This is a genomic window from Vibrio sp. R10-SG3-ISO3, assembly GCF_059834225.1.
The window spans coordinates 66,127-83,669 of record NZ_JCBDHE010000039.1; the positions used below are offsets into that span (position 1 = coordinate 66,127).

Below are 17,543 nucleotides of genomic sequence, written 5' to 3' on the forward strand. Positions count from 1 at the left end.
GTCCTTGCACTCTGCTTGGTGTCGCTATTCGGCTTTGTGAGCATTCTCTCTATCGGTGGCTCAACCCTCACCAATAACACCGAACAAGTTCGTGATATCAATAAGCTTTATTACCCCGTGATGAACTCGGCCTCCCTGAACTCTGTGCTGCTCTCCCAGCTTGCAGAGCGATTCAATCTCGCCGTAACACTCGGTGATGAAGAGATGCTCGAGATCAACCGTGACACGCTCGCGGAAATCGTCGGCAACTTTGAGATGCAAGCCACTTTGCAGCCAGCACTGAAATCACAGACTGCGCAACTTAAATCGACGTTAGAGAGCTATTTCAATGGCACTTATGATGTCGCGCTCGGCATGATTGATGGCGAACTCGATCTGTCCGAGGCGGCCAGAAAAGCCGAAGCAAACAACCAACTTCTTAGCCAACTGACCACCCAAATGTCCGATTTCTCTCAAGCTCGCATTGATGAGTTTGAGCAGTCGGTGACGGAGCTACAAAGTGACAACGTGACCGCAAGTCGCAACATGAGCGTTCTTGGTGTTGTGGCGCTGGCTCTGATCATCGTCATGGGCGCATTTGTCACTCGCGGTATTCGCCGCGATCTGGGTGCCTTGGCCGAAAACATGCGCGACATTGCCGAAGGCGATGGCGATCTCACTGTTCGAATTCAACATGACAAACGCGATGAATTGAAACCTGTGGTCGACTCCTTCAACGTATTCGTTAACAAGTTGCAGCAAAACGTCACCCACACTATCGAAAACGTCAGCAAGCTGGACAATATATCCACCACTCTAGTGGAATCAAGCCATTCGACCTCTAGCCTCTCAGATAAACAATACCAAGCGATCGAAGAAGTCTCTCGCTCACTGGCGCAATTGTTTGAAGCTGCAAGGCTGATTGCTTCCAACGCCAGCGATGCTTCCGTCTCAGCCAACAGCGCCAGTGAGCAAGCCAGCAACGGTGAAGTGCAGGTTAAGAGCACCATCACTGCCGTTCAAGAGCTGACGGAAGACGTGAGAAACGCCTCGACAGTCGTTCAACAACTCGATGCCAACACCCAAAATGCGGGCTCGATTCTGGATGCGATCAGCGCCATTGCTGAGCAAACCAACTTACTGGCGCTTAACGCCGCCATTGAAGCCGCCCGCGCGGGCGAACAGGGCCGCGGATTTGCCGTGGTGGCCGACGAAGTGCGCACCCTCGCTTCTCGCACTCAAACCTCTACTCAAGAAATTCAATCTGTCTTGCAGCAGTTACAGGAACAGACCAAAACCGCTGCCAACATCATTACCGAAAGCGCCAACAAAGCGGAAGCGTGCGTAGAGAAATCGCTCGTTGCTGAGCAATCTTTGCAACGCATCACCGCTGACGTCTCGGATATTAGCCACAAAAACGAACTGATTGCCTCTTCCACAGAAGAGCAAGAACGCACATCCGCAGAGATTGAAACCATAGTGGCCAACATCCGCAACATGGCTCAAGGTACGGCAGACAGTGTCGGTGAGCTCGATAGCGTCGCGCAAAACATCAACATTATTACCGCTAACTTAACCGAACTGACGAGTCACTTTAAGGTCAAGTAGCGATCTCTTTGTCTCTCACACCGTCTCGTAAGCGTGATGGTGTGGACAAATTCGCCCAAAATTAAATAACTATGATAACCCCCAACATAAAGTAGTGGAGTTCAGGATGAAAAGAACGATTCTAGCAAGCTGTGTGGCACTCGCCGCATTTGGCGCTAACGCTGCCAGTTTAGAAGACCTATCTATCGGAGGATTTGGTTCCGTTGGTATCGGTAAAGCAGACAATGATGTCGGCTATGCAGGATACACTGATGACAACGTTGAGTGGGAACAAGAAACACTCGCCGGAATTCAGTTTGACTTCCAAGTGAATGATCGAGCTAAGTTTGTCACTCAAATTGTTGCAAACAGTCAATATGACTACGATCCAAAATTTGAAATGGCTTACCTTGCCTACGAATTTGACTCTTTCACCGCTCGTGCTGGTAAGTTACGCCTACCATTGTTTTTCTACTCGGATTACATCGACTTAGGATACGCCTATCCAATGTTGAGACCCTCTCAAGAGACGTATCAGAACATTGTCTTAAAAGGGTATACTGGCGCTGAGCTCCTAATACCAGTCGACTTTGATGAATCAACCTTGCTTATTCAACCAGTAGTTGGGATTGGTACAGTAGACGAAGATGATTCTCGCATTGGTGAGGTGAAACTCAACAAATTAATGGGTTTATCGGCGAGTTGGAACTACGAAGATATTACTTTACGTGGCTCATATTTTAGAGCAACAGCAGATCCACAATGTACTGACAGCAGCGATGGCTGTAACCTCTCTGTGATAGCCAAAGACAAAGATGGGCAGTTTATTTCCCTCGGAGCACAGTACGATAATGGCGACTTACTCGTTAATGTCGAAGGTACCGACGTTCAATTGGACGGAAAATTCTATGACACTCGTTCACTCTCTGGCTTAGTCGGGTATCGTATTGGCGAATTTACTCCTTACATAGCCTCAAGCTGGGTAGAAACCACGGATGATGATGAACGTCCCGAACCTAGCCTCGCGCTCGCCGTTTCGGATCAATCAGCATACCAAACCGCTCTTGCCCTAAATAAGATCTCTAACTACGAGCGCATTTCATACTCTCTGGGTAGCCGTTGGGATTTTTATCAAAATATGGCTCTAAAATTTGATGTTACATACGTTGACTACAAAGATACATCAGGCGGCTATCAAACAAATATAAACAGTTCATATTCTGAATTTTTGGAGCAAGACACCTTCGTCTACTCTGCACGTCTAGACTTTGTATTCTAAGGAGGAAGCGATGAAAAAACTGATCACTTTATTAGCGGCTTCTGCCCTTTCATTCAATGCGCTAGCAGGTATGGTCGTGATTGGTAATCCGGCTGGTGTGGACTCACTTTCAGCAGGTGATGTGAAAAAGCTCTTTATGGGCAAAAAAACCAAGCTCGACAATGGCTCAACTGCGCGTATCGTTGAGCTGGCTGATGGTGACGCTGGGCGTATTGCTTTTCATGAAATCGCCACGGGTCGCAGTGAGTCTCAGCTGCAATCGGCCTGGTCACGCTTGGTCTTCACGGGTAAAGCGGAAGCGCCTGTTCAAGTGGCGGATTACGCCGGCGTGATTGCGGAAGTCTCTTCGAATGCCAGCGCGATTGGCTATGTGGATGAGTCTGCTGTTACGGGCGATGTTAAGGTGCTTCTTAAGCTCTAAACCGCCCCTAAACGCAATCTAAACATAGTCGCAATCTAAACATAGGCGCAATCTAAACAAAAGCCAGCGAGGTGGAACCTGCGCTGGCTTTTTTGTCTCTGACGTTTGCTACTGCTTTGATTCGCTCTGTAGCTACTACTCGCTATTTGGTGCGATTCTGACGAGCTTCAAAGGCAGCCAACTGCTCTGGGGTAGCCTTAGGTTGATGGTTTTGCTTCCACTCATCGTAAGTCATACCGTAAACACGCTCGCGTGCGTCATCAATGTCTAATTCTAACCCTTGGTTGTCCGCCTCGGCTTTGTACCATTTGCTAAAGCAGTTACGGCAAAAACCCGCCAAGATCATCAGGTCGATATTTTGCACGTCTTTATTGTCATCGAGGTGTGACAGCAAGCGACGAAACACAGCGGCATCGAGTTTGTCTTGCTCTTCCTGTGAGAGGTGTTGGTACTTAAATTCAGCCACGTTACTCTTTCCTTGTTTTGGTTGTTAAGGTCAATCATGGAGAGGTGAAAAAAACGCCCATCGAAATGGGCGTTTTCTTACATCAGGTTACTATTTCTTACCTTAGGATACTATTTCTTGCCCTAGGATATTATCCTTGGATACCCACAATCAACCATGGCGCATTGTCGACGGTTAAGTCACGCTCTAGGTGCCAGATGTCTTCGATATTCTCTTCAACGCCTTCCACCGCATCACGGTAGCGACCGCTAAACTGTAGGCTCAGTTGCGCTTTTGACGCGTCGTAGTCCGCTCGCACGATTTCCGCATCCACGTACATAACGTCAGTGTGTTGATCGCCCTCTAGCTTCGCACGCTCTGCTTTTAGGTCTTCAAACAAGCTTGGTGACACGTACTCTTCAATGGTCTCCAACTGATTGTGGTTCCACGCCCCTTGCAAAATGCGGTAGTGCTCACGCGCGCCGTTGATAAAGGCCGCTTGGTCAAAACCCGGTGGCGTGTTGTGTGGCACATCAGTCTGTGCACCAAAACCGCCCGTAGAAGACGCAGACGCTTGTTCAAAGTTGTGAACATTCGGCTGTTCGAACTTGGGTGCGCTGCCGCCAAAAGCAGGTTGCTGACGATGTTGATTCATGCTGCCCTGTTTTGCGCCCAGCATACCGCGCATAAATTTGAAGATCACAAAGGCGATCAAACCGAGAATGAGAATATCCATAAATTGGATGCCCTCGAACGCGCCACCGAAAAATGCCGCGAGCAGGCCACCAGCCAGCAGACCGCCAAGCAAGCCGCCCATTAAGCCTTTTTTGCTTGAGCTCGGTGCTTTGGTCGATTGGTCTTTACCCAGCGTATTGGTGTTTTGTTGCTGCTGCTTCGGCGCAGGGGCTGTTTTAAAGCTTTTACCGAAAGATTTACCACCACCGAACTTTTTCGCTTCGGCAACAGGCGTCATGGCGACAGAGACCATGAGTAGAGCAACTAGGGAAAACAAACGTTTCATATTTTTCCTTAGAGTTTCCATTTGAGGATGAAGTTTTCGTTATCATCGCATAATACCCAGACATCCTTGATAAAGAAACCAGAAGCTGGGTTTATGATGTATCAGAATATTGCAGCTATCCGCAAGGAAACGCCCCAATTTAGTGATTGTTTTGTTGCGGATCGAACAGGTGCTTATTAGAATATTGAACATTGTTCATTTTCATCCCCTTTTTATGGCCAGACGCAACGACCACACTCGCGAAGAGCTGATCGCACTCACCTTAGACACGGTAAAAGAGTTCCTCACGACTCACTCTCATCATGAGCTGAGCCTGCGTAAGCTGGCGAACAAAATCGGCTATGTTCCGAGCACCTTGGTGAATGTGTTTGGCAACTACAACCTGCTGCTCTTACACGCGGTCGCTCAAACACTGGACGAACTCGCGCTTGAGTCAAAAAAGGTCGTTGAACGTTGTAACCACAGCACCAAAGCCTTATATGAGCTTGCCTATTGCTACCACGACTTTGCGGCACGCCACCCTTACCGTTGGCAGCTCATTTTTGAGCACAATATGAACGGGGAAGAGCTGCCCGAATGGCAAGCACAGCGCATTGACGGTATGACCAGCATGCTGGAACATCTGCTGAAAGCCGTTGCCCCTCATCGCTCAGATCAAGAGGTGGTGAAAGCCAGTCGCGTGTTGTGGGCGGGCGTTCACGGCATTACCTTACTCAGTGTCGATGATAAGTTTTTTGCTGATGAGCCGATTGAGGGCAAAGTGCTTATCGAAAATTTACTTTCGAGCTATCTTAAAAGCTGGTAATCAATAAAAGGCCCCTTCATGTCAGAGCCCCAGACCTCGCTTCTTCGACAGCAGCGCTTTCTACCCTATTTTATTACTCAGTTTTTTGGCGCGTTTAACGACAACATTTTCAAGAATGTTTTGCTGCTGTTTGTCGCGTTCGCGGGCGCAAACGCGCTCCCCATCTCTAGCAACTTATTCATCAACCTCGCTGCGGGCCTGTTCATCTTGCCTTTCTTTTTATTCTCGGCATCGGCGGGAGTATTGGCGGACAAATACGAAAAAGCGGGCTTCATTCGTAAAGTCAAATTGGCCGAAATTGCCATTATGTGCCTTGGCGCTGTCGGTTTTATTACCGAAAGCTATGTTATTTTGCTCTTGTTACTGTTTTTGATGGGTACCCAATCGGCGTTTTTCGGACCGATAAAATACGCCCTATTACCTTCTCAGCTTAAGCAACATGAACTGGTGAACGGCAACGCCTTAGTCGAAACCGGCACCTTTCTTGCGATTTTGCTTGGCACACTGGGCGCTGGCGTCATTGCCTCCGCAGAGAACGCCAAATACGTTGCGGCGGGCGCCGTCGTGGTGTTTGCGATTGCGGGTTATCTCGCGAGCCGATCAATTCCGGTTGCCCCAGCCAGCGACCCAAACCTGACCTTTCGTTGGCAGCCTATCCAACAGACACGCCGTACACTTGCGATTGCAAAACGCGACAGAACCGTCTTTCAAACTTTAATGGCGATCAGTTGGTTCTGGTTTTTAGGCGCTGCCTACCTGACTCAGTTCCCAAATTTCACCAAACTGCACTTAAGTGGTAATGAAGCCGCGGTCTCCTTCCTGCTCGCGCTGTTTTCAGTCGGCATTGCGGTTGGCTCCATGGCGTGTGACAAGCTATCGAAAAATCGCATCGATATTGGCATCGTGCCACTTGGCAGTGCCGGAATTACCCTGTTTGGTCTGCTAATGGCGCTCGCTGTCCCTGATCAATTGCCTGAATTTTCTACGTTCCACGCGTTTATTAGCCACTCAGCACTGTGGCCAGTGTTTGTTTATCTGCTACTGCTGGGCGCCTCTGGCGGTCTGTTTATCGTGCCTCTGTATGCGTTAATGCAGCAACGCTCAAAGGAGAATGAGCGCGCGCAGGTCGTTGCGGCGCTCAATATTTACAACTCACTCTTTATGGTAGGCAGTGCTGTGATGGGCATTGTGTGCCTGAGCTTACTCAACCTCTCCATAGTGCAGTTGTTTATTCTGCTGTCGGTGTTGAATGCCTTAGTCGCGCTCTATCTCTTCCTGCAAGTGCCGATTTTTGCGGTGCGTTTTTTGGTTTGGGTGCTGACGCACAGCGCCTATCGCGTCAAACACAAAAACTTACACCATCTGCCCGAACAGGGCGGCGCACTGATTGTCTGTAACCACGTCAGTTATATGGATGCGCTGCTACTGAGCGCGGTGTGTCCGCGTTTGATTCGTTTTGTGATGCATGAAGAGTACGCCCATCTTCCTCCGCTAAAACGCTTTTTAAAGCGGGCGGGCGTGATTCCGATTTGCGCGCAAAACCGAGGCTCTATCCGCCGCGCGTTCAGCGAAGTGGAACAATCGCTGGCAGAGGGACACATCGTCTGTATTTTCCCTGAGGGCACACTGACGCCTGATGGCGAAATCGGCCCTTTTATGCGCGGTATGGACATCATTCTTAAACGCAGCCCTGTCCCTGTGATTCCCGTCGCTCTGAAAGGCATGTGGGGCAGCTACTTTAGTCGCGTGAAAGGCAGTGCCTGCAAAGGCTTGCCGAGTCGATTCTGGTCGAGAATTGAAATCGAAGCCGGAGAGCCGGTTACGCCGCAAGAAGCCTCCGCCGAAGGGATGAAGCAACGCGTGCTCGAACTGCGCGGCGATTGGCGATAATCACCCCGCACACGACTTGATACAGGCGCTCACTGTGAAGACAAGCGTTAAGAAAAACTTAACGCTTGTTCAAATCATACTAATCTACTTAACAACAAAACTGCTTTAGACTGACGTTATTCACTGAACACGTTTCTGTAGGCACTTAGAGCAACGATGATCCGATCCTCTTCAACTTGGCTTTTCTGGGCAGCACTGGCCCTGTGTTTAACGCCCTGGATTTCGTCACCCACCGCACTGGTGATTGGCTTTTTGATCGCGTCGATGGGCTGGGTACCGGCGTCGATCCCGCTTGCAAAAATCACCAAAAAGCTGCTCGCCTACTCCATTGTTGGCTTGGGTTTTGGTATTCAATTTCAGCAAGCCATCAGCGTCACCGCGGATGGCATCGGCCTGATTATCACGACCATCGTTGGCACCTTGCTCATCGGTGGCTGGCTAGCGAAGAAGCTTAAGCTGGACACGGTCACCGGCTATTTAATTTCATCAGGCACCGCGATTTGTGGCGGCAGCGCCATCGCCGCCGTATCACCGGCGATCAATGCGAAAGATGAGCAAATTGGCTTGGCACTGGCAACTGTATTTGTGCTTAACTCGGTCGCTTTATTTGTGTTTCCGTTGATTGGGCACACCCTCAACCTCGACCAACACACCTTCGGAACTTGGGCCGCCATCGCCATCCATGACACCTCTTCGGTGGTCGGCGCCGCTTCGGCATACGGTGAGGAAGCACTTACCACCGCAACCACGCTAAAGTTAGCGCGTGCGTTATGGATAGTGCCTGTGGCTCTGGTGAGTGCGTGGATTTTTCACAGCGATGCAAAAAAGGTCACCATTCCCTATTTCATCGTGTTCTACTGCGCCGCGATCGGAGTGAGTGATGCGCTACCGCAATTTCAGGTGCTCTATGAAGGCCTTTTCGCGCTGGCAAAACGCGCATTAGTGGTCTGTTTGTTTTTGATTGGATGTGGTATTTCGCTAGAAAAATTGAAAGCTACCGGACCCAAGCCCTTGTTGTTTGGCATCACCTTATGGGTGTTGATTTCAAGCGGTTCACTGACTTGGCTAATGCTCAGTTAACGCGCGAACCGACGTTAGAGATCTTCTGGTTCGATCATCACTTTGTTGTCTTGCTTTCTGCGACGTGGGCTCAATCGCTGACGCTGACGAAAAACCAACACAATGACCAACAGGAAAGCCGTGAGCTCGCACAACGAGCGCATCACACCCTCGCTTTGCGTCGCGACAATAATCTGAATCACCACCGCGACGATCAAGATCGCATTCATTGCTTATTCCCATCATCATTTAAACTAGCGGTTATTATGAAAGAGAGGAATAACAAAACGAAATTCAGATTTGGTCTGTGATATTGCCAAAAGACCTAATGGGTGAGGAGAGGCGAGTGGCTAGTTTCTAGTTCCTAGAAGGAGAAAGCCCTACTCTAGGAACTAGAACTAGCAACTTCTTAACCTTATAACGTGAGACTTTGATGCCTGTTTGGGTCAATTCAGGGGGCATCAAATAGTAACCGATGGGCCATTTGAACTTGGCTAATAGTGGTGTTAGGTGGGAATCTAGCTCGGTTTTATCGGGCATTGCGTTGGCATCGAGAACTGCGATTGGCCGCTGGCCATATTCGGCGTCGTCAACGGGCACCACAATCGCTTGACGAATCGCACTGTGGGTACAGAGCGCCGCTTCTATCTCTTCGCAGTGTACATTCTCGCCGCCAGAGATAAATAAGTTGTCGGCGCGGCCAAGTATACACAGCTCATTGTCCTGCCACTGGCCTAAATCTTTACTATCAAACCCATCCCCCTGCCCCGGCACGCTAACCCTCGGGAGCGGGGTCAATTGACCTTGAAAGTAGTAACCTGAGGCGAGCGTCTCACCGCCAATCAAAATCCGCCCGTCGTGCACCATCACGCGGCGATGGGGTAACACCACACCGGCGCTCTCTTTGCCATCCACGCGTTTTGCTGTCACGGTCGAGGCCGCTTCCGTCAACCCATACCCCAGCCAGGTGTCGATACCACGATCCGCAGCTTGTTGACTAAGCTCTAGCGGAATATGGCTGCCACCAAGCAACACACGACTCAGCTGTAAAGGCTGTTGGCTATCGAGTAAACGTTTAAGCTGCGTCGCCACCAGCGAGGCGTGAGTTACCTGTTGAATGTCGCGCGCCAACTCACCCGTGCCGATTTTGAGCTGCGCGCCACTGACCAACCAGCGATAGACGATCGCCATCCCAGAGACATGATAAAGCGGCAAGCTCAGTAGCCAGCAATCTTCAGGCTGAAAAGAAAAGTGCGTCAATAGACCCGTCGCTGAGGCCAAATGCTGCGCGTGTGTATGGGCGACGGCCTTAGCAGGCCCAGTCGAGCCTGAGGTAAAAATTAGCGTCGCGAGGTTATCTGGGTGGTAACTGTGAGAAAAATTCTCTTGGCGTTGTCGCTGGTTGGCAGAGAAGTCTAAGCGGAGGGTACTGCGAATATCTTGGCGAGAAGACCACTGCTTCACAGCGTTGGATGCGGGATACAACGTAGAAAGCTTTTGCGCCCTCTCCTGCTCACTACCGGGCATGCTGATGGCGCAAATGGCCCCTAGCTCCATACACGCCAACAACACAAACAGGAGTTCCGAATTGTTTTTATCGATGCAGGTGAGCACATCACCCTGTCCCACACCTTGCTGAGCGAGAGTCGATGCTGTTTCACTGACCACATCAGACAGCTCTGCCCAAGTATAGTCTCGCTCTGGCGTGCGCAAGGCCAGTTGCAATGGGCACTGCTGCGCCCATTGTCTAACTGGTGACAACATGAAGCCTTCCATCATAGTGCTCGCCTCTCACAGCGGCGATTAACATTGCCAGATGAGACTTTGCGACGACAGAGGCGTAACCGGCAGCTCACAGCCCGGCCAAGGGACCTCAAGTTGCGCGGTAAACAATCCGACGGTATCTAAACCTGGAATCGTCTCCGGCAGCAACCAATGGGCAAGGCGCGCCAGTTGCGTCAAGCCAAGGCTTGACTCAATACTTGAGCTGATCACCGGTTTGATCCCAAGCGACATCGCTTGCTCAATCAGCGATTTACAGCGTTCAATCGAACCAATTAAAGTCGGTTTGATGATGATCGCTTTGGCGCCATTGAGATCATGCAGTGAGAAATCCTCGCTGCGCATGGCGTGTTGCAGTGTTTCATCCCAGGCAATCGCAATGCCAGTGTTGATGGCAAAGGAGAAGCTGTCCCCCGGCGCTTGACATGGCTCTTCAATAAAAGCGATACGTTGACGTAGCGACGGCGCGATTTTCTTAGCAAATTGCGCCGCTTTGTCCGCGCTCCATGCTCGGTTCGCATCAAGGCGCAGCGTCAAATCGGGAATCGACTCAAGGAATAGACTCACCAAGAGGCCATCTCGGATAGGCTCGTACAAGCCAACTTTGATTTTGGCGACTTTCTCCCCGCTCATCCCCGCCAGTTTGGGCAACAGCTCATCCGGGTCGCCCGAGCAAAGCGGCGCGGCCTGAAAACAGCCCTCTGCCGGCAAGGCGTTGTCGAGCTCCAATTGCGCCATCGATAGACCAAAGGCCACCGAAGGATGCAGCGTATCCAGCGCCAATTCTTGGCCTAGTTGCCAGTAAGAAAGCTGCTCAACCAATTGCGCGTAGGCCTCATCGAGACTCTCCACACTAAAACCGGGTAACGGTGCGACTTCACCACGACCAGTATGACCATCACAGCAAAGCTCAATCACAAAGCCTTCCCGCACAGTCAAACGTTGCTCGCGCAGGATCACGCCACTGTCCATCGGCAGTTCGTAGCGGTACAGTTTGGCTGTTCTCATCACCAACTCCTTTACGGATTGCGTGGGAATTTATTGAAGTCAGGGCGACGCTTCTCATTGAAAGCGTTGCGACCCTCTTGGCCTTCTTCGGTCATGTAGAACATCATGGTTGCGTTGCCTGCCAACTCTTGAAGACCCGCCTGACCATCACAATCCGCATTTAACGCCGCTTTCAGACAGCGCAGCGCCATTGGGCTGTGTTGCAAGGTTTCACGACACCAGCGCACCGTCTCTTTTTCTAACTCTTCCAGAGGCACAACGGTATTCACCAGCCCCATGTCGAGCGCTTCTTGGGCGTCGTAAAAACGGCACAAGAACCAGATTTCACGCGCTTTCTTTTGCCCAACAATTCTAGCCATGTAAGAGGCGCCCCAACCGCCATCGAAAGAGCCCACTTTGGGTCCTGTTTGACCAAATTGGGCGTTGTCTGCGGCAATCGTGAGGTCACACATCATGTGCAATACGTGGCCGCCGCCCACCGCCCAACCGGCCACCGAGGCGATCACGGGTTTTGGACAGGTGCGGATCTGGCGCTGAAAGTCCAACACGTTGAGATGGTGAGTGCCAGAATCATCTTGGTAGCCGCCGTAGTCGCCACGAATTTTTTGATCGCCGCCTGAACAGAATGCTTTTTCGCCTAGCCCAGTCAGAATGATCACCCCAACACTCTCATCGTAGCGCGCATCCGCGAGTGCATGGATCATCTCTTTGACCGTCAAAGGGCGAAACGCATTGCGCACCTGAGGTCGCGCGATGGTGATTTTAGCAATGCCATCGTCCGATTTGTGGTAGTGGATGTCTTCATATTCGGCGCTGCAATCACGCCAATGAACGGGAGCGTAGAGTTCTTCTTCTGAGATACCGACTGTTTTAGCCATGATGATTCCTGTTTTGTCTTGTAGCCCAACCGAGCGGGGCATAATGTCTAGGAGCGAGCGGCAAGCGCAATACACTGCGCGCGCACCTGCTCTGCAAAGCGTTGGGGCTGTTCAACATGAACATTGTGCCCCGCATTCTCAACGCAGCAGAGGTGGAGCCTGCTGCGCTGTGCAAGTTGTTTAAATTTCTCATCCTGCTCACCGCAGACATAGGTGATTGGCAGGGTGAGTTGGCGCAGTGCGTCTAAGCAGTCTGGCTGCTTCGCCAAAGACGTTGCTAATAGCATCTTGGCCACCGCGGGGCCTAGATTATCACTGCGCTTGGCGATAAGAGTTTGTCTTTGCGCATCCTTTAGTGAACTAAATACGCGCTGGCGATACCAATCGTTCAATACCTGCTCAATCGGCTCCTCGTTGAAGCGGCGGGCCCATTGAGCATCACTGAGCCATCGCTCGTGGCGCTGTGCTTCGTCTTGCAAGCCAAAATTGCCGCCCTCTAGCAGCAAGGCTTGGATACTCAGCGGCGCAAAATCGCGCTTCACCGTGCCCATCATGGCAAGGCGAGCGCCAAGCGAATAACCCACTACCACTATAGGTCGCTCCAAAGAGATTTGCTCACTCTGCAATCTCGCCAACACGCTCTTGGTGATCTGTGCGCAGCAAGTCGAAAATGACTCGGTGTGGATGCCGACACTCTCACCGTGGCCCGGAAGATCGAGGCAAAGTCGATCAAACTCGCTCAGATAGCTGAGCGTCTCACGCCAGTCGTCACTCGAACCAAGAAAGCCGTGAAGAAACACCAATAGCGGCGCGTCATCAGCTTGCTGAATACTGTCTTTTTTCTGAACATCATCGGCAGGGAAGAACTGACTAGAGAGCATGGATCTGACTAACACATTGGCGAATATGACTCGACGCCTCACCCGCGGGCGTAACAACTTCAAGAATGAGTGCGCCACTTCCCTGCTTGAGGTGCGTGGCTAAACAGTGCTGATAGTCCGTCAGCGTCTTTGGCTGACGATACGCACGGCCAAACTGCGCCGCGGCGTGTTCAAAATGAAAACCGTGCGGCATTTGATACAGAGCTTGCTTCTCCCTATCTGGGACCGGTAGCAAATCAAAAATCGCGCCGCCATCGTTGTTGGTAATCACAATCACCACCGGCGTTGGCTCATGATGGAACAGGGCAAGTGAATTCAAATCATAAAGTGCGGAGGTATCGCCAAGCAGCACCACAGTCGGCGTTTGACGCTCACGAACAACGCCTGCTGCGGTGGCGATCAAGCCATCAATGCCCGATGCGCCGCGGTTACTCAACACCTCTCTCGGCGTCAACGCAGTAAACATATCCGCCAAGCGAACTATCAAACTGTTGCCAATAAAGAGCGATGCCTCATCGGGCAACGATTCTAACGACATGGCCACGGAGACTTCACTGAGCGCGCCATTCACATTGAACTGCTGCACTAGGCGACGTGTTTGCGCGCTCGCTTCTATTAAGCCCTCCGCCCATCCGATTTTACGGCTTACCGCTGCGGGCATGATCGCTTGGACATTCTCAATCCAACGGCCAATATCCACCTCGTGATGATGCTGTGGCAGATGGTTCGGGTTATTGCGCGCAGGGTGAGGTGACACATAGTGATACTCAGCGCCCGAGTGGGTAACGCACTCGGCTATCCACTGCACCAAACGTTTAGAGACCAGACGCGAGCCAAACTGTAGGACGCACTCGCAAGATGCAAGCTGAGAGCGAAAACGCGAATTTTGCAGCCATAAATCGTAGTGTGCCCAAGGCGAACTGACGCCTGACTGCGGATCGCAAAACACCGGCCAACCTAATGTGTCGGCTAAGTGTTTGGCTTGTTTGGCTTCCTCTACTCCCACACTCCCCACTACCACCACGCCTTTCTTGCCCGCCAGATTAGGAACATGGCAAGGCTCACTGTGCTGAGCAGCACTTTTTTTCGAATAAGGTGTGGATGATAGCGTCCACTTAGCCAGCTCAGGGCATAACGTATCGAGACTTTGCGCCAAGACTGGTTCATCCTCCACGCTGAGATAGAGAGGCTCAGGAAACGGGCAGTTAATGTGCACCGCACCGCCCTCGCGCTGCTGGCTTGCCATCAGGTTATCAACCGATGTCAGCAGCCAAGGATACGCCTCTCGACCCGCAGGGATAGGCAGATTTAAGCTGTTAGTGACATGGGTTGAGAACAATCCTATTTGATTGATCGCTTGGTTCGCGCCGCAATCCACCAGCGACGGGGGACGATCAGCACTGAGCACCACTAAAGGCTCGCCGGTTAACTTGGCCTCAGCAACCGCAGGCACAAGATTGGCCACCGCCGTCCCAGAGGTGACAACAATAGCGACCGGTTGTTGACTGGCTTTGGCCAGCCCTAAAGCGAGAAAGCCTAAACCTCGCTCATCAAAATGGGTGTGCAGGGTAAAATGTGCATTGGCATGGGCTTCTAGGGTCAACGGCGTTGAACGCGAGCCAGGCGCGACACAGACGTGACGCACGCCAAATCGAGATAATTCTTCCAGTAAAACACGCGACCAAAGACGATTTGTCACCGCTTGTGTATGGGTTTGTGGGGGCATTTACGAAGCCACTCCTAATGATGAGCGTTGACAAAAAGGCGGTGATTGATGGCCAAACAGTGACAGTAGCGTCGACATTTTTTTGTCCAGCTCCTGCCACTCGTGCTCAGCCACAGAGCCGGGCACAATCCCTGCCCCGGCAAAGAGCTGTACTGTCTCCCCCAAGACCAAAGCGCTGCGGATCGCCACGCAAAACTCGGCGCGTTGATGGCTAATAAAGCCCATAGAACCAGCGTACCAACCGCGCGCAAACGGCTCGTTTTGGCGAATAAAATCGATCGACGCCTGACGCGGCAAACCGGCGACCGCCGCCGTTGGCTGCAAAGCGCCAAGCAACTGCACACCGTTAATCCCCGAGTGCAGCGTGGCGTGAATGGTGCGCTTAAGGTGCTGCACTTTTCTTAGCCGAACCAAACGCGCCTCTTGCTCCACCTCAACATGGGAAGAAAACGGCGCGAGGCTTTGCACTATGTCATCCACCACGTACTGGTTTTCGTTGAGATTCTTGCTGTCATTGGCTAGCCAATTGGCGAGCGCCATATCTTGCGTCGCACTTTGCCCACGACCAATCGTGCCAGCTAAGGCTTCGGTGTGCAGCTCATTATCTTGGCGGGCATAGAGCCGCTCTGGCGTTGACCCTACGAAGCTGTGTTTGCTGTCTAGCGCCAACATAAAATGGAAGCTATGGTGATTTTGCTCATGGCTGGATTTAAGCAGTTGCGCAGCGCTGATCGCGTGGTCTAGCGCCACATCGGTGCGCCTTGCGAGCACCACTTTTTTAAACTGATCGTGATCGATACCGTGCAACACTTTGTCGACCAAATCATGCCACTGCGGCTGCTCTGGGCTATGGGTCATGCTCTGAACGTTGGCACTTAAAGGCTTAAGCTTGGCCACCTCGCAACGCAATTTGTTTAGCGCCATCAAGGTGCGCGATTTGTCTGGGCTGAGGTTGACCGCCAAAGACCATTGATCATCAAGACGAATCAACTCCACTTGAGGTAAGAAGAAAAACGACGGCATGCAACGGCGATTTTTTTCATCGTCACCATCAAACGCTCGCCCTCCCCATACGCGCTGATCTGCCGATAAAATTGCGTAAGCGGGAGCCGGGTCAACGAAAGTATGCCACTGACCGAGCGCCACCACCTCTTCACGAGTATCGCGGGATTGCCAGTAAAATTTAGGGAAAAGCGGCTGAGCATCCAGCCAATCGATCATTGAACATTCTGGTTTGTCTTCAAGAGCTTGAACCAGACGGGCGGTGCCATCTTCTGCTTGCTTGACGCGTTCTATCAGTTCAGTGACTGCTTGATGGAAATGGGACAAATCAGCCTCGTATGCAAAGAGATCATTATTCAATTTTATACCGCTACTCTATTTATTGACCCTACTCAAATCAAGGATGCAAGCAATGTTTTGCGAATTCCTGTGATAATACGCGTGCTACAAGCTCACTAAATAGCCGCAATCATTCAGATTTTTATTCTAAATAACGTTGAATTGAGTTACTTTAATAAAGAAATTCAATTATTTTTAGGTTGCTGCCAATGCAAAATATCGGGATGTCGTCAAAACTCGACAATGTCTGCTATGACATTAGGGGTCCTGTACTGAAACATGCTAAGCGCATGGAGGAAGAAGGACACAAAATACTAAAGCTCAATATCGGCAACCCCGCCCCATTTGGCTTCGACGCGCCTGACGAAATCTTGGTCGATGTGATTCGTAACCTCCCAACATCACAAGGTTATTGCGATTCCAAAGGCATTTACTCGGCCCGTAAAGCGGTCGTGCAACATTACCAACGTAAAGGTATTCGCTCGCTTGATGTGGAAGACGTCTACATCGGTAACGGCGTGTCGGAACTGATCGTGATGGCGATGCAAGCGCTACTCAACAACGGCGAAGAGATGCTAGTGCCAGCACCGGACTACCCACTATGGACAGCGTCAGTCGCACTGTCAGGTGGTAAAGCGGTGCACTATCTGTGTGATGAGCAAGCCGATTGGTACCCCGATCTGGATGACATCAAGAAGAAAATCACGCCCAAAACCCGCGGGATTGTTTTGATCAACCCAAACAACCCAACCGGCGCGGTCTACAGCCGTGATTTCCTATTGGAAGTGATTGAAATTGCGCGCCAACACAAGTTGATCATTTTCGCCGATGAGATTTACGACAAAGTGCTCTACGATGGTGCGACGCACACCTCAGTTGCGACCTTGACTGAAGATGTGCTGGTGATGACCTTCAATGGTCTCTCTAAAGCCTACCGTGTGTGTGGTTTCCGTGGCGGCTGGATGTTTATGACCGGGCCAAAACACCTGGCGCAGGGCTACATCAACGGCCTGGACATGCTGGCGTCGATGCGTTTGTGTGCCAACGTGCCTATGCAGCATGCAATTCAAACCGCGCTCGGTGGCTATCAAAGTATCAATGAGTTGATCTTACCGGGTGGTCGATTGCTGGAGCAGCGCGACCGCGCTTGGGAGCTGATCAACCAAATCCCTGGCGTCTCTTGCGTCAAACCTAAGGGGGCGATGTACCTGTTCCCTAAAATTGATACAAAGATGTACAAGATCAAAGATGACCAAAAAATGGTGTTGGATTTTCTGATCCAAGAGAAGGTGCTACTGGTACAAGGCACTGGCTTCAACTGGCCCAAACCGGATCACTTCCGCATCGTGACATTGCCCCATGTTGAAGACTTGGAACTGGCCATTGGCCGCTTTGAGAAATTCCTCTCCGGTTACAGCCAATAACGCGCTTCGGCACCGTG

16 protein-coding genes are annotated in these 17,543 nt (G+C 51.2%); 7 read left to right on the forward strand and 9 right to left on the reverse strand.

The window, feature by feature from the left end; all coding sequences use genetic code 11:
• Positions 1-120 precede the first annotated feature (120 nt).
• The 3 genes from AC6R1A_RS09370 to AC6R1A_RS09380 all read left to right on the forward strand — a co-directional run bounded on the left by AC6R1A_RS09370 (position 121) and on the right by AC6R1A_RS09380 (position 3,266).
• Positions 121-1,587, forward strand: a complete 1,467-nt coding sequence (locus tag AC6R1A_RS09370) for a methyl-accepting chemotaxis protein (protein WP_500638719.1) — start codon at positions 121-123, stop codon at positions 1,585-1,587.
• A gap of 106 nt (positions 1,588-1,693) precedes the next feature.
• Positions 1,694-2,845 carry a hypothetical protein gene (locus tag AC6R1A_RS09375; RefSeq protein ID WP_500625877.1) on the forward strand — a complete coding sequence of 384 codons (1,152 nt, stop codon included), beginning with the start codon at positions 1,694-1,696 and terminating at the stop codon, positions 2,843-2,845.
• A gap of 10 nt (positions 2,846-2,855) precedes the next feature.
• Positions 2,856-3,266: a phosphate ABC transporter substrate-binding protein gene (locus tag AC6R1A_RS09380; RefSeq protein ID WP_334550902.1), complete on the forward strand. Its 411-nt coding sequence runs from the start codon at positions 2,856-2,858 to the stop codon at positions 3,264-3,266.
• A 142-nt stretch (positions 3,267-3,408) separates the two neighbouring features.
• On the opposite strand, the gene AC6R1A_RS09385 is transcribed toward AC6R1A_RS09380, so the two are convergent.
• Positions 3,409-3,732 carry a DUF1244 domain-containing protein gene (locus tag AC6R1A_RS09385; protein WP_500631678.1) on the reverse strand — a complete coding sequence of 108 codons (324 nt, stop codon included), beginning with the start codon at positions 3,730-3,732 and terminating at the stop codon, positions 3,409-3,411.
• Positions 3,733-3,862: 130 nt separating this feature from the next.
• A complete protein-coding gene (locus tag AC6R1A_RS09390; protein ID WP_500631679.1) occupies positions 3,863-4,732 on the reverse strand; it encodes a Tim44 domain-containing protein in 870 nt (289 codons plus the stop codon).
• A 214-nt stretch (positions 4,733-4,946) separates the two neighbouring features.
• Here AC6R1A_RS09390 and AC6R1A_RS09395 point away from each other — a divergent pair, with 214 nt between their 5' ends.
• From AC6R1A_RS09395 to AC6R1A_RS09405, 3 genes are all read left to right on the forward strand, one after another.
• Positions 4,947-5,537: a TetR/AcrR family transcriptional regulator gene (locus AC6R1A_RS09395; protein WP_500631699.1), complete on the forward strand. Its 591-nt coding sequence runs from the start codon at positions 4,947-4,949 to the stop codon at positions 5,535-5,537.
• Between the two features lie 18 nt (positions 5,538-5,555).
• Positions 5,556-7,427, forward strand: a complete 1,872-nt coding sequence (locus AC6R1A_RS09400) for an MFS transporter (protein WP_500629708.1) — start codon at positions 5,556-5,558, stop codon at positions 7,425-7,427.
• A gap of 156 nt (positions 7,428-7,583) precedes the next feature.
• Positions 7,584-8,507, forward strand: coding sequence for a YeiH family protein (locus AC6R1A_RS09405; RefSeq protein WP_500632918.1), 924 nt, complete (start codon positions 7,584-7,586; stop codon positions 8,505-8,507).
• Between the two features lie 14 nt (positions 8,508-8,521).
• Here AC6R1A_RS09405 and AC6R1A_RS09410 read toward each other — a convergent pair whose 3' ends face one another.
• The 7 genes from AC6R1A_RS09410 to AC6R1A_RS09440 form a co-directional block, all read right to left on the reverse strand.
• A complete protein-coding gene (locus tag AC6R1A_RS09410; protein ID WP_334550910.1) occupies positions 8,522-8,716 on the reverse strand; it encodes a hypothetical protein in 195 nt (64 codons plus the stop codon).
• A 127-nt stretch (positions 8,717-8,843) separates the two neighbouring features.
• Positions 8,844-10,250, reverse strand: a complete 1,407-nt coding sequence (menE, locus tag AC6R1A_RS09415; RefSeq protein WP_500631682.1) for an o-succinylbenzoate--CoA ligase — start codon at positions 10,248-10,250, stop codon at positions 8,844-8,846.
• A 39-nt stretch (positions 10,251-10,289) separates the two neighbouring features.
• On the reverse strand, positions 10,290-11,276 hold the full coding sequence (menC, locus tag AC6R1A_RS09420) for an o-succinylbenzoate synthase (RefSeq protein WP_500631683.1): 987 nt from the start codon (positions 11,274-11,276) through the stop codon (positions 10,290-10,292).
• An 11-nt stretch (positions 11,277-11,287) separates the two neighbouring features.
• Positions 11,288-12,154 (reverse strand): 1,4-dihydroxy-2-naphthoyl-CoA synthase, encoded by an 867-nt coding sequence (menB, locus tag AC6R1A_RS09425; protein ID WP_334550914.1) that lies wholly within the window; start codon positions 12,152-12,154, stop codon positions 11,288-11,290.
• A 47-nt stretch (positions 12,155-12,201) separates the two neighbouring features.
• Positions 12,202-13,035, reverse strand: a complete 834-nt coding sequence (menH, locus tag AC6R1A_RS09430; RefSeq protein ID WP_500632377.1) for a 2-succinyl-6-hydroxy-2,4-cyclohexadiene-1-carboxylate synthase — start codon at positions 13,033-13,035, stop codon at positions 12,202-12,204.
• Positions 13,025-14,761, reverse strand: coding sequence for a 2-succinyl-5-enolpyruvyl-6-hydroxy-3-cyclohexene-1-carboxylic-acid synthase (gene menD, locus AC6R1A_RS09435; protein ID WP_500646175.1), 1,737 nt, complete (start codon positions 14,759-14,761; stop codon positions 13,025-13,027). Before menD ends, menH begins: the two co-directional genes overlap by 11 nt.
• Complete coding sequence (locus AC6R1A_RS09440; protein ID WP_500634096.1) at positions 14,762-16,090, reverse strand: isochorismate synthase; 1,329 nt, start codon at positions 16,088-16,090, stop codon at positions 14,762-14,764.
• Positions 16,091-16,311: 221 nt separating this feature from the next.
• On the opposite strand from AC6R1A_RS09440, the gene AC6R1A_RS09445 reads away from it, so the two are divergent.
• Positions 16,312-17,526, forward strand: coding sequence for a pyridoxal phosphate-dependent aminotransferase (locus AC6R1A_RS09445; RefSeq protein WP_500631687.1), 1,215 nt, complete (start codon positions 16,312-16,314; stop codon positions 17,524-17,526).
• Positions 17,527-17,543 lie beyond the last annotated feature (17 nt).

Excerpts from the sequence above, each read along its gene's own strand:
- AC6R1A_RS09370 (WP_500638719.1), top strand. The coding sequence starts at position 121 with ATGAACTCGGCCTCCCTGAACTCTGTGCTGCTCTCCCAGCTTGCAGAG.
- AC6R1A_RS09375 (WP_500625877.1), top strand. The coding sequence starts at position 1,694 with ATGAAAAGAACGATTCTAGCAAGCTGTGTGGCACTCGCCGCATTTGGC.
- AC6R1A_RS09380 (WP_334550902.1), top strand. The coding sequence starts at position 2,856 with ATGAAAAAACTGATCACTTTATTAGCGGCTTCTGCCCTTTCATTCAAT.
- AC6R1A_RS09390 (WP_500631679.1), bottom strand. The coding sequence starts at position 4,732 with ATGAAACGTTTGTTTTCCCTAGTTGCTCTACTCATGGTCTCTGTCGCC.
- AC6R1A_RS09395 (WP_500631699.1), top strand. The coding sequence starts at position 4,947 with ATGGCCAGACGCAACGACCACACTCGCGAAGAGCTGATCGCACTCACC.
- AC6R1A_RS09400 (WP_500629708.1), top strand. The coding sequence starts at position 5,556 with ATGTCAGAGCCCCAGACCTCGCTTCTTCGACAGCAGCGCTTTCTACCC.
- AC6R1A_RS09405 (WP_500632918.1), top strand. The coding sequence starts at position 7,584 with ATGATCCGATCCTCTTCAACTTGGCTTTTCTGGGCAGCACTGGCCCTG.
- AC6R1A_RS09410 (WP_334550910.1), bottom strand. The coding sequence starts at position 8,716 with ATGAATGCGATCTTGATCGTCGCGGTGGTGATTCAGATTATTGTCGCG.
- menE (WP_500631682.1), bottom strand. The coding sequence starts at position 10,250 with ATGTTGTCACCAGTTAGACAATGGGCGCAGCAGTGCCCATTGCAACTG.
- menC (WP_500631683.1), bottom strand. The coding sequence starts at position 11,276 with ATGAGAACAGCCAAACTGTACCGCTACGAACTGCCGATGGACAGTGGC.
- menB (WP_334550914.1), bottom strand. The coding sequence starts at position 12,154 with ATGGCTAAAACAGTCGGTATCTCAGAAGAAGAACTCTACGCTCCCGTT.
- menH (WP_500632377.1), bottom strand. The coding sequence starts at position 13,035 with ATGCTCTCTAGTCAGTTCTTCCCTGCCGATGATGTTCAGAAAAAAGAC.
- menD (WP_500646175.1), bottom strand. The coding sequence starts at position 14,761 with ATGCCCCCACAAACCCATACACAAGCGGTGACAAATCGTCTTTGGTCG.
- AC6R1A_RS09445 (WP_500631687.1), top strand. The coding sequence starts at position 16,312 with ATGCAAAATATCGGGATGTCGTCAAAACTCGACAATGTCTGCTATGAC.